We start from the raw sequence: 13,589 nt of genomic DNA on the forward strand, positions 1-13,589 counted from the left end.
GGGTTTAGGTGATCCATGTGGGAGCGGGCTTGCCCGCGATGGAGGCGACGCGGTCTAGCGTCGAACTTGCTTCAATGTCTCAGCAATAAGGAACGCCAATTCCAGCGACTGATCAGCATTCATCCGCGGATCGCAATGGGTGTGATACCGGTCCGACAACCCATCTTCAGTAATCGGCCGCGCCCCGCCAATGCATTCGGTCACGTTCTGCCCGGTCATCTCGATATGGATACCGCCGGCATAGCTGCCTTCCGCCTGGTGAACCTGGAAGAACTGCTTCACCTCGCCAAGGATCTGCGCGAAGTCGCGGGTCTTGTAGCCGCTGCTGGCCTTGATGGTGTTGCCATGCATCGGGTCGGAACTCCATAGCACCTGTTTACCTTCGCGCTGCACGGCGCGAATCAATGCCGGGAGGTGATCGCCGACCTTGTTGGCACCCATCCGTGCGATCAGGTTCAGGCGACCTGGATCGTTGTCCGGGTTCAGCACGTCGATCAGGCGAATCAAGTCTTCAGGGTTCATGCTCGGGCCGACCTTTACCCCGATCGGGTTATTCACCCCGCGTAGGAACTCGACGTGTGCACCGTCGAGTTGACGGGTGCGGTCGCCGATCCACAGCATGTGCGCCGAGCAATCGTAGTAATCGTTAGTCAGGCTGTCGCGCCGCACGAAGGCTTCTTCGTAGTTCAGCAGCAGCGCTTCGTGGGCGGTGAAGAAACTGGTTTCGCGCAGCTGCGGCGAGGTGTCCATGCCACAGGCGCGCATGAACGCCAGGGTTTCATCGATGCGGTCGGCCAGGTGGCTGTATTTTTCCGCCAGTGCCGAGTTGGCGATGAAGTCCAGGTTCCATTTATGCACTTGATGCAGATCGGCAAACCCGCCTTGGGCGAATGCGCGAAGCAAGTTCAGGGTCGCGGTGGACTGGTGGTAGGACTGCAGCAGGCGTTCGGGGTCCGGGACGCGGCTTTTTTCGTCGAAACCGATGCCGTTGACGATGTCGCCACGGTAGGCGGGCAGGGTCACGCCGTCGATGGTTTCGTCGTTGGCCGAACGCGGCTTGGCGAACTGTCCGGCCATGCGCCCGACTTTGACCACCGGGCAGCCGGCGGCGAAGGTCATGACAATGGCCATTTGCAGCAGGACTTTGAAGGTGTCGCGAATTTTCGCGGCGGAAAACTCGGCAAAGCTCTCGGCGCAATCGCCGCCCTGCAACAGGAACGCGCGCCCTTGGGTCACTTCGGCAAACTGACGGCGCAACTCCCGGGCCTCACCGGCAAACACCAGCGGCGGATAACTGGCCAGGGTTTGCTCGACCTGCTGCAAATGCGCGGTGTCGGGGTAGTGGGGTTGCTGCTGGATCGGCAGGGCGCGCCAGCTGTCAGGGCTCCAGGGTTGGCTCATCACGTTCTCTAGTATTTTCCGCTCGGATGGTCATGTTATCAGCAATTAGTGCGTGACCTGTTCCCGTCGCTTCGCGGACAATCGCGCCTTTGCCGCGCCCGCTCGCGGTTTTATTGCGCTGCTGTTTATCACAGGCCGGCGCGGCAACGATCAGGAGACGAAATGACTGAGGAGCGCGTCGAGCATCTGCTCGCCGAGGTACAGGATGAGTTCGGCGTGATACGCGTGCTGGAAGTGGCCGATTACCGTTTTCTGGAGTTCGGCGATGCCATCGAGCAGAGCTGCGTCTTCACCGCTGATCCGAGCTGGCTCGAATACGACTACACCCGGGCGATGCTGATCGGTGCGCTGTGCCACGAGCAGCCGGAGAGCGCGCTGTTTCTGGGGCTTGGCGCGGGCACGCTGACCCAGGCGTGCCTAAAATTTTTGCCTCTGGAGGATGTCGAGGCGATTGAGTTGCGCCCCGACGTACCGCGCCTGGCCATTGAATACCTCGGGCTGGATGACGATCCTCGGCTGTATATCCGCGTCGGTGATGCGCTGGAGCTACTCGATACCGCTGAGCCGGCGGACCTGATTTTTGTCGACCTCTATACCGATGTCGGGCCCGGTGTCGGGCATCTGGCGTGGAGCTTTCTGGAAAACTGTCAGAAACGCTTGAATCCGGGTGGCTGGCTGGTGATCAACCAATGGGCCACGGATGACGGCAAACCGTTGGGCGCGGCGTTGTTGCGCGGGCTTTATCACCGGCATTACTGGGAGTTGCCGGTGAAGGAGGGCAATGTGATTCTGATCGTGCCTTCGGAGCTGGATCAGGAGCTGGATATGGACGGTTTGATCGCCCGGGCTGAAGAGCTGGCGCCGCGCTTGGGGTATTCGTTGCAGTCGTTGATCAAGGCGATTCGCCCGGCGACTTGATGTGTTGCCTGTAATGGCCCCTTCGCGGGCAGGCTCGCTCCCACATTTGAAATGCATTCCCCTGTGGGAGTGAGCCTGCTCGCGATAGCTTTTTATCAGTCAATACATGCCTCAAATTCCTTTGAAGATGCCGGGCCGCTTTTCGACCATCGACCGCACCCCCTCTTTGGCATCCTCACTCGCCAACAACTTCTTCACCAGCGGCGGCAATCCCTGCGCCGCGGCGGTTTCCCCTTCATAACGCGCCTGCCGCGCAGACATCAACGTCGCCTGCACCCCCAATGGCGCCTGGCTGGCAATCCGCTCGGCCAATTCGATTGCCCGTGGCAGCAGATCCTCGCTGGCCATGACTTCCTGTACCAATCCCAAGTGCAACGCGTCATGCGCATCGAACTCGTCGCCGGTCAGCAGCCAGCGCATCGCATTGCCCCAGCCTGCCACCTGGTGCAAGCGTAATGTCGCGCCACCAAACGGGAAAATCCCGCGCTGCACCTCTTTCTGGGCAAAGCGGGTATTGCTGGCGCACAGGTTGATGTCAGCGGCCAGCATCAACTCGATGCCGATGGTCAGGCAGTAACCCTGCACGGCAACAATCACCGGTTTGCTGACGCGGGGGCCGGCAAAAACACCCCACGGATCACAACCACCGGGCGGGGCCTGCCAGCCTTGGGCCAATGCCGCGCTGGCGCTGACCAGGTCGAGCCCGGCGGTGAAATGCTCGCCATGGCCGAATACCACCGCCACCCGCAGGTCGCTATCGGCCTCGAATTCGCCATACGCCAGACTCAGTTCGTTGAGCAGCTCAAGGTCGAAGGCATTGCGCTTGGCCACCCGATCCAGGCCAATCATCAGGACATGACCGTGTCGTTCACGGGTGACACGACTGCAATCGGGCTGATTCATGGGGCAATTCCTCGGGCGGGAAGGGGGTGTCAGACCGCAGGACTGCCTGATAGCGATGAACCGTTTTAGCGCCATCGCCAGCAGGGCCGGGCCTTTGAAAAATAGACCTTCACAGGAATATCCGCAAAGCGTGTGACACAACGGTGTATCCGTCAGTTTTCCGACAAATAATGCTCCCTTTTTGGGCGAATTCCGGTATAGTGCGCGCCGGCCTTTAACCGGGCCGCGTTTAGGTAGCGCAATTCCCCGAAGTCAGCTTCGGCTGCACGTCCGCACAGCGGACTCTCCCTTGACGAATCTTTTTCATTCATTCGTTTTCGCAAATCCCCGCCGACAAAGCAGCCAGGGCGACTCTTGAGTCTTACACGGCATGCGCAGCTTTGGAGCATGGGTCTTTGCGGATGCACTTAGAGGCAGACCCATGACCCAGGAAACCGGCGGCTTCGCCGCTTTTAATCTTAATCCGAATATCCTTGCAGCCGTCATTGCGACTGGCTACGAAGAGCCTTCGGCTATTCAGCAGCAATCGATCCCGATCATCATGGCCGGCCACGACATGATTGGCCAAGCGCAAACCGGTACCGGTAAAACCGCCGCGTTCGCCTTGCCTATTCTGCATTGCATCGATCCTGCCAAGCGCGAGCCGCAAGCCCTGATCCTGGCGCCAACCCGTGAGTTGGCGCTGCAAGTAGCAACCGCTTTCGAAACCTACGCCAAGCAAATGCCGGGCGTTACCGTTGTGGCCGTTTACGGCGGCGCCCCTATGGGTCCACAACTGAAAGCAATCCGTAATGGCGCACAGATCGTTGTCGCCACTCCGGGCCGTCTGTGCGACCACCTGCGTCGTGACGAAAAAGTCCTGTCGACCGTGAATCACCTGGTCCTCGACGAAGCTGACGAAATGCTCAAACTGGGTTTCATGGACGACCTCGAAGTCATCTTCAAGGCACTGCCTGCAACCCGTCAGACCGTATTGTTCTCGGCCACCCTGCCGCAGTCGATCCGTGCCATTGCCGAACGCCATCTGCGCGATCCGCAACACGTGAAGATCCAGACCAAGACTCAGACCGTTACCGCGATCGAACAGGCTCACCTGTTGGTTCACGCTGACCAGAAGACCTCGGCTGTATTGAGCCTGCTGGAAGTGGAAGATTTCGACGCCCTGATCATGTTCGTGCGTACCAAGCAAGCGACCCTGGACCTGGCCAGTGCCCTGGAAGCCAAAGGCTACAAAGCCGCTGCGCTGAACGGTGACATTGCCCAGAACCAACGTGAGCGCGTAATCGACTCCCTCAAGGATGGCCGTCTGGACATCGTTGTGGCGACCGACGTTGCTGCTCGTGGCCTGGACGTTCCGCGCATCACTCACGTGTTCAACGTTGACATGCCGTACGATCCGGAATCCTACGTTCACCGTATCGGCCGTACCGGCCGTGCCGGTCGCGAAGGTCGTGCACTGCTGCTGGTGACTCCACGTGAGCGCCGCATGCTGCAAGTGATCGAGCGTGTAACCGGTCAAAAGGTTGCCGAAGTTCGCCTGCCGGACGCTCAGGCCGTTCTCGATGCCCGCATCAAGAAACTGACCAACAGCCTGTCGCCGCTGGTTGCCGATGCCGAGTCGACTCACGGTGATCTGCTGGATCGTCTGACTGCCGACATCGGTTGCACTCCGCGTGCACTGGCCGCTGCTCTGCTGCGCAAGGCGACCAACGCTCAGGCGTTGACCCTGGCTGCCATCGAGAAAGAACGTCCACTGGTGCCGAACAACGCCCCGCGCGGTGATCGTCCAGAGCGTACCGGTGATCGTCCGGACCGTGGTGATCGTGAGCGTCGTGCTCCGGTTCCATTGGCCGAAGGTCGTGCTCGTTGCCGTACCGCGCTGGGCGCGCGTGACGGTATCGCTGCCAAGAACCTGCTGGGTGCTATCCTGAATGAAGGCGGTTTGGCTCGTGAAGCCATCGGCCGCATCCAGGTGCGTGACAGCTTCAGCCTCGTCGAGCTGCCGGAAGATGGTCTGGAGAAGCTTCTGACCAAGCTGAAGGACACTCGCGTTGCCGGTAAGCAGTTGAAGCTGCGTCGCTATCGCGAAGATTAATCCGCTATTGAGCTGATTGATCGCACATAAAAAATCCCCGACTGGTTCGGGGATTTTTTTTGCCTGATCGTTCCCACGCTCTGGTCAGCCGAAGCGGTAGATGTCCATGCCCAGCGCACCCATGGTGAAACCCTGGTGGGCAATGCTGAACTCGCCCCCGGCACTGCGAGCAAAATACAGTGGCAACAAATGCTCATCACTCGGGTGATTGCGCACGGCATTCGGCGCTTGCTGACGATAATCGTGCAGCGCCGCTTCGTCGTTGTCCGCGAGTTTGTCGATCATCCAGTCGCGGAAGGATTTGGCCCACGGCTCGACGCTTTCCGGGCCCGCATGCCAATCCAGTTCACGCAGGTTGTGCGTGATGCTGCCAGAGCCGATCAACAGCACGCCGTGATCACGCAGACTGGCCAAGGCATGGCCGACGCGGGTTTGCAGGGCAGGGCCGCCACGGGTGGGCAGAGAGACTTGCACCACGGGGATATCAGCTTGCGGATACATCAATGTCAAAGGTACCCACACGCCGTGATCGAACGGGCGTTTGGAGTCGATGCGTGCCGGCAGACTGGCGGCCTTCAGTAACTCGACAACGTCCGCCGCCAATTGGGGGTCACCGGGTGCCGGGTATTGAACGTCGAACAGCGCTTGGGGAAAGCCGCCAAAGTCGTGCCAGGTCTCCGGTTGGGGATTGCCGCTGATCAGCAGCTCATTACTTTCCCAGTGGGCGGATACAATCACGATGGCTTTAGGTTTCTCAATTTGGGCGGCCAACCGAGCGAGAGCCGGCCCACTGGCGCCGGGTTCCAGTGCCAGCATGGGGGAGCCATGGGATATGTACAGGCTAGGGAACATGAATGAGCTCCTGAGAGTAAGATGGCACCATCTTCAGTCAGATCATTGATCTAAATCTAATATAAGTTTTAGAGTCTTTTGATCGAATTTTTGGGATTAATTATGCAGCCGGAGTTTTGGCACAAGCGGTGGACGACGAATCAGATCGGCTTTCACTTGCCGGAAGTGAATCCTTATCTGCAGCGGTACTGGCCGCAGCTGGGCCTGGAAGAGGGCTCGCGCGTACTGGTGCCGCTATGTGGGAAAAGCCTGGATCTGCTATGGCTGGCGAAGTGCGGTCACGAGGTGTTGGGCGTCGAGTTGTCGGAAAAAGCGGTGGAAGACTTTTTCCACGAGCATCAATTTGATCCGGACGTCAGCGACCAAGGCCCCTTCACGGTCTATCGGGCGGGTTCGATCGAGATCTGGTGTGGTGATTTCTTCGCGTTGACCGCCGGTGATGTTGCCGATTGCAGCGCGCTGTACGATCGCGCTGCATTGATCGCCTTGCCACCGAAGATGCGGGAGCAATACGCCGAGCACTTCAAGCGGATTTTGCCGAAAGAGTCGCTGGGGTTGCTGATTACCTTGGACTACGACCAGGCGCAAATGGAAGGCCCGCCGTTTGCTGTGTTGGATGATGAAGCGCAGCGGTTGTTCGGTAGCTCGTGGGAGTTGAAAATTCTGGAGGATCAGGATGTTTTGAGTTCGAGCGGGAAATTCCTGGAAGCGGGTGTTTCTCGGCTTGAGGAGCGGGTGTATCGGGTTTCTAGCAGTTAAATTTCGCTGAATTTGCTTGCCCGCGAAGAGGCCCCAAAGAGCACTGCATCAACCAAGCAAACAAAAAAGGCCCGCATCGCTGCGGGCCTTCTTTTTACTGCTGAACAATCAGCGCTGAAGTCGATGCAGTGCGTTGATACGCTCTTCCAGCGGTGGGTGGCTCATGAACATCCGGGCGAACCCTTGCTTGATGCCACCGTTGATGCCAAAGGCGTTCAAGGTGTCCGGCATGTGCACCGGCAAGCCCTGTTCGGCGCGCAGGCGTTGCAGTGCGCCGATCATCGCGGCAGTACCGGCCAGACGTGCACCGGCTTCGTCGGCACGGAATTCACGCTTGCGCGAGAACCACATGACGATGGAACTGGCCAGAATGCCCAGGACCAGTTCGGCGAAGATGGTTGCCACGTAGTAGGCAATACCCTGGCCTTCTTCGTTCTTGAAGATCACCTTGTCGACAAAGTTGCCGATGATCCGTGCAAAGAACATCACGAAGGTGTTCACCACGCCCTGAATCAACGCCAGGGTAACCATGTCGCCATTGGCTACGTGGCCAATTTCGTGGGCCAAAACGGCTTTCACTTCATCTGGCGAGAAACGCTCCAGCAAGCCCTGGCTGACCGCGACCAATGCGTCGTTCTTGTTCCAGCCCGTGGCGAATGCGTTCGCCTCGTAGGCCGGGAAGATTCCGACTTCTGGCATCTTGATCCCGGCCTCCCGGGACAATTGCTCGACGGTTTGCAGCAGCCATTGCTCGTGACGGGTACGCGGTTGGGTGATGATCTGGGTGCTGGTGCTCATCTTCGCCATCCACTTGGAGATGAACAGCGAGAACAGCGAACCGGCAAAACCAAAGACCGCACAGAAAATCAGCAGCTGATTGAGGTTCAGATCAACCCCGTTGGCCGCCATGAACCCGTTGAAGCCGAAAAGGCTCAGGGTGATGCTGGCAATCAGCACGACCGCCAGGTTAGTGGCCAAAAACAGCAGGATGCGCATCATGGTTGTAGAAATCTCCTTTTGCTAAAGATATAGCGTACTGCGGGGTATATAAGGCTCTGCAGCGGGCTATTCAACCGGGTGACTATTTCAAACTGTGTCCTACGGCAACAGTGTAGTCGTTTGCAGGGCATTTCCGACGCGAGCAAGGGAAGTGCTTGACAGGCAACGCCCGGAGAAAGCCCCCGTGGTTGTTAGGCGCGAGCAACCAACAAGTGATAAGGCATTGCGTGAAGCAAGGATGTACCGCAGGACGCAAAGATGTGTTGCTGAATTAATCACCGTGCGACTTCCGCAAAAGTTGCACGGTGACAGACCCCTTACTGGCGGTAGGACTTGAGGAAGTTGCCGATCCGGCCGACGGCCATCTCCAGATCGTCCACGCGCGGCAGGGTCACCACGCGGAAGTGGTCCGGCCAAGGCCAGTTGAAGGCTGTGCCCTGAACCACCAGCAGCTTCTCGGACAGCAGCAGGTCGAGCACGAACTTTTCATCGTTATGGATCGGGCAGACTTTCGGGTCGATTCGCGGGAACGCATACAGTGCGCCCATCGGTTTGACGCAGCTTACGCCCGGAATGTCGTTGAGCAGTTCCCAGGTGCGATTGCGCTGTTCCAGCAAGCGGCCCTGGGGCAATACCAGGTCATTGATGCTCTGGTAGCCGCCCAGTGCGGTCTGGATCGCGTGCTGGCTTGGCACGTTGGCACACAGGCGCATGTTGGCCAGCATGTCGATGCCTTCGATGTAGCTCTGCGCGTGATGCTTCGGGCCGGAGATGGCGATCCAGCCGGAACGGAAACCGGCCACGCGATAGGACTTGGACAGACCGTTGAACGTCAGGCACAGCAAATCCGGTGCGAGGGAGGCGGTGCAAATGTGCACGGCGTCGTCGTACAGAATCTTGTCGTAGATTTCGTCGGAGAACACCACCAGGTTGTGTTGACGGGCCAGTTCCAGCATGCCCAGCAGCACTTCTTTCGAATACACCGCGCCAGTCGGGTTGTTCGGGTTGATGATCACCAGAGCCTTGGTGTTCGGGGTGATCTTGGCCTTGATGTCGGCCAGGTCCGGCCACCAGTTGGCTTGCTCATCGCACAGGTAATGTACCGGGTTGCCGCCCGACAGGCTTACCGCAGCCGTCCACAGCGGATAGTCCGGGGCCGGCACCAGCACTTCATCGCCGTTGTTGAGCAGGGCCTGCATCGACATCACGATCAGCTCGGAAACGCCGTTGCCCAGGTAGATGTCTTCGATGCCGACGCCTTCAACCTGTTTCTGCTGGTAGTACTGCATCACGGCCTTGCGTGCGCTGAACAGACCTTTGGAATCGCTATAGCCCTGGGCGGTCGGCAGGTTGCGGATCACGTCCTGGAGGATTTCTTCCGGCGCTTCGAAACCAAAAGGCGCCGGGTTGCCGATGTTCAGCTTGAGGATGCGATGACCTTCCTCTTCCAGGCGTTTGGCGTGCTTGAGCACTGGGCCGCGAATGTCGTAGCAGACGTTGGCGAGCTTGTTCGATTTGCTGACCTGCATGGCGATGTGTTCCCGAAAATGAACGATCCAGGCGGTGTATGAACTACCGTACTGGGAATCCTGCGTATTCACACAGGCCTGACGCCTTGAGATGCAGCACCCATAAATCCGTTTGAATGCGCGTGGTCTGGCTGCCAGACTGGCGTTTGACGAGGCGCAATCATACGTGCCGCCTGATCCGTGGAAAAGGTACAGATCGGGCTTTTTCAGCTGCTGAGGTGTGATGATGGAAAAGTTGGAAAAAACCCTGGAAGAATGGAAGGCGATGCTAGACCCGGAGCAGTACAACGTGTGCCGCCTCAAAGGCACCGAGCGACCGTTTTCCGGTAAATACAACGGCACCAAGACTGACGGTATTTATCATTGCATCTGCTGCAACGAACCGCTGTTCGATTCAAAAACAAAATTTGACTCCGGCTGCGGCTGGCCGAGCTTCTACGCACCGATCGGCGACAGCGCGATGGTCGAGATCCGTGACGTCAGCCACGGCATGATCCGCACGGAAGTGGTCTGCGCCAAATGTGATGCACACCTTGGGCACGTGTTCCCGGATGGCCCGCCACCCACCGGTCTGCGTTATTGCATCAACTCGGTGTGTCTGGACCTGGTGCCGCGCGAATAATGTGAGCCCTGTAGGAGCCCGGCTTGCCGGCGATGGCGTCTTTGAGATTGCATTGCCGGCAAGCCGGGCTCCTACAGGGATTGTCGTGCCCCAGTCAGTCAGATTGATTTATTAAATTGCACACAATTCAATTGCTCGCTATGTTTGGCCTCTCTCCTTTAATCAAGAGTCCAAGCCATGAGCGACAATCTGCTGAGCATTCCGTGCACCACTATCAAGGGTGAACAAAAGACCCTGGCTGATTTCGCCGGCAAAGCCGTGCTGGTGGTCAATACCGCGAGCAAGTGCGGCTTCACTCCGCAATACAAAGGGCTGGAAGAGTTGTGGCAAACCTACAAGGACCAAGGGCTGGTGGTCCTCGGCTTTCCGTGCAATCAGTTCGGCAAGCAGGAACCCGGCAATGAGGGCGCCATTTCCGAATTCTGCGAATTGAACTTCGGTGTCAGCTTCCCGCTGTTCAAGAAGATCGAAGTCAATGGTGCCGGCGCCCATCCATTGTTCGTTCAGTTAAAAAAACGCGCACCGGGTGTACTGGGTTCGCAGGGCATCAAGTGGAACTTCACCAAATTCCTGATTGGCAAGGACGGGCAGTTGGTCAAGCGTTTCGCCCCGGCGACCAAACCGCAGGACCTGAGCCGCGAGATCGAAGCCTTGCTCAAATGAACACCCTGTCCATCGATTCCCTGAAACTCGACAGTCAGCTCTGCTTCAAGTTGTACGCCGCTTCCCGGGCGGTGATTCGTGCCTACAAGCCGATGCTCGACCAACTCGGCCTGACCTACCCGCAGTACCTGGCCATGCTGGTGTTGTGGGAATGGCAGGAGACCGCTCCCGAGCAGCCGACGGTCAAGGCCTTGGGCGAACGCCTGGCGCTGGATTCCGGCACCTTGACGCCATTGCTCAAGCGACTTGAGCAATTGCAGCTGGTGCAGCGTCAGCGGTCGGTCCGCGATGAGCGCGAGGTGCACTTGAGCCTGTCACCGTCCGGTAAGGCGTTACGTGATCAGGTCGGACCGCTCAAGGCTCGCCTGTTGTGCGACAGCGGGGTGGATCTGGATCGTCTGAATGATCTGCGCGATGGCCTTGATCATTTGTTAGGGCAGATCAAAGCACTGTCGTAGTCGCAACCCACACGTCAAGCAATGCGGCCAGTTCTTCACGGCGCAAGGGCTTGACCAGGTAGTCGCTCATGCCCGCCGCGCGGCAACGTTCGCGTTCCTCGGACATTGCGTTGGCGGTCAGCGCGACGATGGGTAGCTGCGGCCAGCGCCCGCTGCGACGGATTTGCCGACTTGCTTCGTAGCCGTCCATTACCGGCATGTTGCAGTCCATCAACACCAGATCGAAGTCAGTGTGCTCAAGCTGATTCAGCGCTTCGGCACCGTGGGCGGCGACGATGACCTCACAGCCGAGTTTTCCCAGCATGCCCTTGGCCACCATTTGATTGACCGGGTTGTCCTCGACCAGCAATACGCGGCCACGCCGCTGATGAGGCACGACGTCGACCCGCGCTCCGTTTATCAATGTGGTTTCCGGCTGCAAGACTCGCTGCAAGTTCTGGTACAGCGCATTGCGCGCCAGCGGTCGTGCCTGTTGCTGCAAGGGCGCGAGGGCGCTCACCTGTTCGCTGGGCATGAAGTTGCCATATGCGGTTACCAACAGAATCGGCGCGGCGAGGGTGGGGCGCAGACCAAACAGGCATTCGGGGCAGTCTGTGATCAAGACATCAGGCTCAAGGCCAATCAACGAGTCATCCATGGAGCGCTGTTGATAGTCGAGCCCCCACGCGGGTAACAGGGTTTTCAGCAGTTCTGCCAGCCCGCTACTGGCGGCGGTGATCACAAGTACCTTGCCGGACAGTGGTGGCGGGGGCATGGCGCGGGTGTGGGCGGGCAGCGGCAGGTCGGCGCAGAACTGGCTGCCGAAACCGGCTTCCGAGCTGATCGTCAGCCGTCCCTGCATGGCTTCGCAGAGGTTATAGGTGAGGGCCAGGCCCAGCCCCGTACCGCCAAACTGCCGGGTAATACCGGCACCGGCCTGGGTAAACGGCTGGAAGATCTTGACCTGGGCATCCTGGGCGATCCCGATGCCGGTATCGCAGACCTCGATTCTGACGCCCTCTGCGAACGTAGACAGACGTAAGTCGACGCGACCGAAGCGGGTGAATTTGAGCGCATTGGACAACAGATTACTGACGATCTGCCGCACTCGAGTCGGGTCCCCCAGCACCAGCGCCGGAAACTGCGGATCGATCAGGCACGTCAGCTCCACGCTTGGCGCCGCGTTCTGGGACAACAGGTTGGCAGTATCTTCGACCAACGAGCCAAGGTCGAAGGGAATGTGCTCGAGTTCAAGCTGGCCGGCATCGAATTTCGACAGGTCGAGAATGTCGTTGAGCAGTTCCACCAGCACTTTGCCTGAGTCATGAGCGATCGACAGCTGTTGCTGCTGTTCGGCAGTGAGCGGCCCGTCCAGCGACAGCGCGATCATCCCTAGCAGGCCGTTGAGGGGCGTGCGTATTTCATGGCTCATGTTGGCTACAAACACCGAGCGTGCCTCGGCCATATCGATGGCGGTGGTGCGCGCGATTTCGAGCTCCCGATTGGATTGGCTGAGCCTGGCATTGGTTGCCTTGAGTTCAGCGGTACGCGTCGAGACGATGCTTTCCAGTTGACTGAGGTAGTCGGTCAGGCGGTTTTCAGCGTTGCGTCTTTGATGGATTTCGGTGGCGGTGTTTTCGAATTGTTCGTTGGCGGCTTTGACCAGTACACCGATTTCATCGTTTTCATGCCCCGGCGGACATTCCACCCGTGTCGGCTCCACGCTACGCGGATCGCGGCCACTGAGTTCGCGAATGACCCGCACCAAGGGTTTGGTCAGCATCACGTAGAACAGCGCGAGCAGAATGCCTGTCAGGATCAGGCTTCGAGTGAAGCCGTTGAGCAGTGTGACTTCGGCCCGGCGCAGGAAGCGGCTACCGAAGGCGTAGGTATCGACTTCCAGTTGCAAGGCCCCGAGGGATTCGTTTGGCAGGTGATCGAGAAAGAGACGGTCTTCGAAGTGCCGATTGGCACCGAACAGGAAGTCGCTGATCACTCGATAACCGTTTTGCGTGCCTGGACGTTTGACGCTGGCCAGCACGGTATTGCGGTTATCGGTCAGTTTTGCACTGATGATCGCCGGTGAGCGCAGCAGCCCCTGGGTCAATTCCTGGGCGAGTTCGGCGTCGATGTTGTAGGCGATGCGCGAGGCGGGATTATGGCTGATTTCCAGCAAAGACCGTATTTCGCGGTTGATGGAGGCGTCTTCGCTGGCATAATCGATGCCTATTTGCAGCACGCTGAGCAGCGTGCCCAGAATGAAACCGACCAGCACAGTAAGCTTGGCTTGCTTGTAGGACAGCCGGTGGGTGAATTTGATATCCATGGGGTGTTGAACCACTTCCGTTTTCTTTCGCTGCTCAAGCATAGTCGATCATGCAGGGATACCGATGTTCTCGCGAACCCTTGAG

At 58.6% G+C, this 13,589-nt stretch carries 12 protein-coding genes; 6 read left to right on the forward strand and 6 right to left on the reverse strand.

The genetic code is table 11. The annotated features are described in order from the left end of the window. Positions 1–54: 54 nt before the first annotated feature. Positions 55–1,401 (reverse strand): class II 3-deoxy-7-phosphoheptulonate synthase, encoded by a 1,347-nt coding sequence (locus AC3ISI_RS08090; RefSeq protein WP_489336300.1) that lies wholly within the window; start codon positions 1,399–1,401, stop codon positions 55–57. A 162-nt stretch (positions 1,402–1,563) separates the two neighbouring features. Here AC3ISI_RS08090 and AC3ISI_RS08095 point away from each other — a divergent pair, with 162 nt between their 5' ends. Beyond that, positions 1,564–2,319 carry a spermidine synthase gene (locus tag AC3ISI_RS08095; protein WP_489336302.1) on the forward strand — a complete coding sequence of 252 codons (756 nt, stop codon included), beginning with the start codon at positions 1,564–1,566 and terminating at the stop codon, positions 2,317–2,319. Positions 2,320–2,430: 111 nt separating this feature from the next. Here AC3ISI_RS08095 and AC3ISI_RS08100 read toward each other — a convergent pair whose 3' ends face one another. Then, positions 2,431–3,222, reverse strand: a complete 792-nt coding sequence (locus tag AC3ISI_RS08100) for a crotonase/enoyl-CoA hydratase family protein (RefSeq protein ID WP_489336303.1) — start codon at positions 3,220–3,222, stop codon at positions 2,431–2,433. A 421-nt stretch (positions 3,223–3,643) separates the two neighbouring features. Here AC3ISI_RS08100 and AC3ISI_RS08105 point away from each other — a divergent pair, with 421 nt between their 5' ends. Next, positions 3,644–5,317, forward strand: coding sequence for a DEAD/DEAH box helicase (locus tag AC3ISI_RS08105; protein ID WP_247291554.1), 1,674 nt, complete (start codon positions 3,644–3,646; stop codon positions 5,315–5,317). An 84-nt stretch (positions 5,318–5,401) separates the two neighbouring features. On the opposite strand, the gene AC3ISI_RS08110 is transcribed toward AC3ISI_RS08105, so the two are convergent. Then, positions 5,402–6,169 carry a DODA-type extradiol aromatic ring-opening family dioxygenase gene (locus AC3ISI_RS08110; protein ID WP_489336305.1) on the reverse strand — a complete coding sequence of 256 codons (768 nt, stop codon included), beginning with the start codon at positions 6,167–6,169 and terminating at the stop codon, positions 5,402–5,404. A 102-nt stretch (positions 6,170–6,271) separates the two neighbouring features. On the opposite strand from AC3ISI_RS08110, the gene AC3ISI_RS08115 reads away from it, so the two are divergent. Beyond that, positions 6,272–6,928: a thiopurine S-methyltransferase gene (locus AC3ISI_RS08115; RefSeq protein WP_489336306.1), complete on the forward strand. Its 657-nt coding sequence runs from the start codon at positions 6,272–6,274 to the stop codon at positions 6,926–6,928. 108 nt (positions 6,929–7,036) lie between these two features. On the opposite strand, the gene htpX is transcribed toward AC3ISI_RS08115, so the two are convergent. Both htpX and AC3ISI_RS08125 read right to left on the reverse strand, forming a co-directional pair. Beyond that, the gene (htpX, locus tag AC3ISI_RS08120) at positions 7,037–7,927 is read right to left on the reverse strand and encodes a protease HtpX (protein ID WP_027925729.1); all 891 of its coding nucleotides are present in this window, start codon (positions 7,925–7,927) and stop codon (positions 7,037–7,039) included. A 317-nt stretch (positions 7,928–8,244) separates the two neighbouring features. Continuing rightward, complete coding sequence (locus AC3ISI_RS08125; protein WP_489336307.1) at positions 8,245–9,456, reverse strand: pyridoxal phosphate-dependent aminotransferase; 1,212 nt, start codon at positions 9,454–9,456, stop codon at positions 8,245–8,247. 226 nt (positions 9,457–9,682) lie between these two features. Here AC3ISI_RS08125 and msrB point away from each other — a divergent pair, with 226 nt between their 5' ends. From msrB to AC3ISI_RS08140, 3 genes are all read left to right on the forward strand, one after another. Next, positions 9,683–10,078, forward strand: a complete 396-nt coding sequence (gene msrB / locus AC3ISI_RS08130) for a peptide-methionine (R)-S-oxide reductase MsrB (RefSeq protein ID WP_489336308.1) — start codon at positions 9,683–9,685, stop codon at positions 10,076–10,078. 177 nt (positions 10,079–10,255) lie between these two features. After that, positions 10,256–10,741, forward strand: coding sequence for a glutathione peroxidase (locus tag AC3ISI_RS08135; protein WP_074878825.1), 486 nt, complete (start codon positions 10,256–10,258; stop codon positions 10,739–10,741). After that, the gene (locus AC3ISI_RS08140; protein ID WP_489336309.1) at positions 10,738–11,199 is read left to right on the forward strand and encodes a MarR family winged helix-turn-helix transcriptional regulator; all 462 of its coding nucleotides are present in this window, start codon (positions 10,738–10,740) and stop codon (positions 11,197–11,199) included. The genes AC3ISI_RS08135 and AC3ISI_RS08140 overlap by 4 nt, the downstream gene beginning before the upstream one ends. Here the strand turns inward: AC3ISI_RS08140 and AC3ISI_RS08145 are convergent. Further along, a complete protein-coding gene (locus AC3ISI_RS08145) occupies positions 11,183–13,504 on the reverse strand; it encodes a hybrid sensor histidine kinase/response regulator (RefSeq protein ID WP_489336311.1) in 2,322 nt (773 codons plus the stop codon). The two genes, AC3ISI_RS08140 and AC3ISI_RS08145, sit on opposite strands and share 17 nt — an antisense overlap. Between the last annotated feature and the right edge of the window lie 85 nt (positions 13,505–13,589).

Source organism: Pseudomonas sp. GL_139_B, from assembly GCF_057834475.1.

What these genes read in the sequence shown, in the direction of transcription:
- htpX (WP_027925729.1), bottom strand. Translation starts at nt 7,927, where the DNA reads ATGATGCGCATCCTGCTGTTTTTGGCCACTAACCTGGCGGTCGTGCTG.
- AC3ISI_RS08090 (WP_489336300.1), bottom strand. Translation starts at nt 1,401, where the DNA reads ATGAGCCAACCCTGGAGCCCTGACAGCTGGCGCGCCCTGCCGATCCAG.
- AC3ISI_RS08105 (WP_247291554.1), top strand. Translation starts at nt 3,644, where the DNA reads ATGACCCAGGAAACCGGCGGCTTCGCCGCTTTTAATCTTAATCCGAAT.
- AC3ISI_RS08095 (WP_489336302.1), top strand. Translation starts at nt 1,564, where the DNA reads ATGACTGAGGAGCGCGTCGAGCATCTGCTCGCCGAGGTACAGGATGAG.
- AC3ISI_RS08115 (WP_489336306.1), top strand. Translation starts at nt 6,272, where the DNA reads ATGCAGCCGGAGTTTTGGCACAAGCGGTGGACGACGAATCAGATCGGC.
- msrB (WP_489336308.1), top strand. Translation starts at nt 9,683, where the DNA reads ATGGAAAAGTTGGAAAAAACCCTGGAAGAATGGAAGGCGATGCTAGAC.
- AC3ISI_RS08100 (WP_489336303.1), bottom strand. Translation starts at nt 3,222, where the DNA reads ATGAATCAGCCCGATTGCAGTCGTGTCACCCGTGAACGACACGGTCAT.
- AC3ISI_RS08145 (WP_489336311.1), bottom strand. Translation starts at nt 13,504, where the DNA reads ATGGATATCAAATTCACCCACCGGCTGTCCTACAAGCAAGCCAAGCTT.
- AC3ISI_RS08135 (WP_074878825.1), top strand. Translation starts at nt 10,256, where the DNA reads ATGAGCGACAATCTGCTGAGCATTCCGTGCACCACTATCAAGGGTGAA.
- AC3ISI_RS08140 (WP_489336309.1), top strand. Translation starts at nt 10,738, where the DNA reads ATGAACACCCTGTCCATCGATTCCCTGAAACTCGACAGTCAGCTCTGC.
- AC3ISI_RS08110 (WP_489336305.1), bottom strand. Translation starts at nt 6,169, where the DNA reads ATGTTCCCTAGCCTGTACATATCCCATGGCTCCCCCATGCTGGCACTG.
- AC3ISI_RS08125 (WP_489336307.1), bottom strand. Translation starts at nt 9,456, where the DNA reads ATGCAGGTCAGCAAATCGAACAAGCTCGCCAACGTCTGCTACGACATT.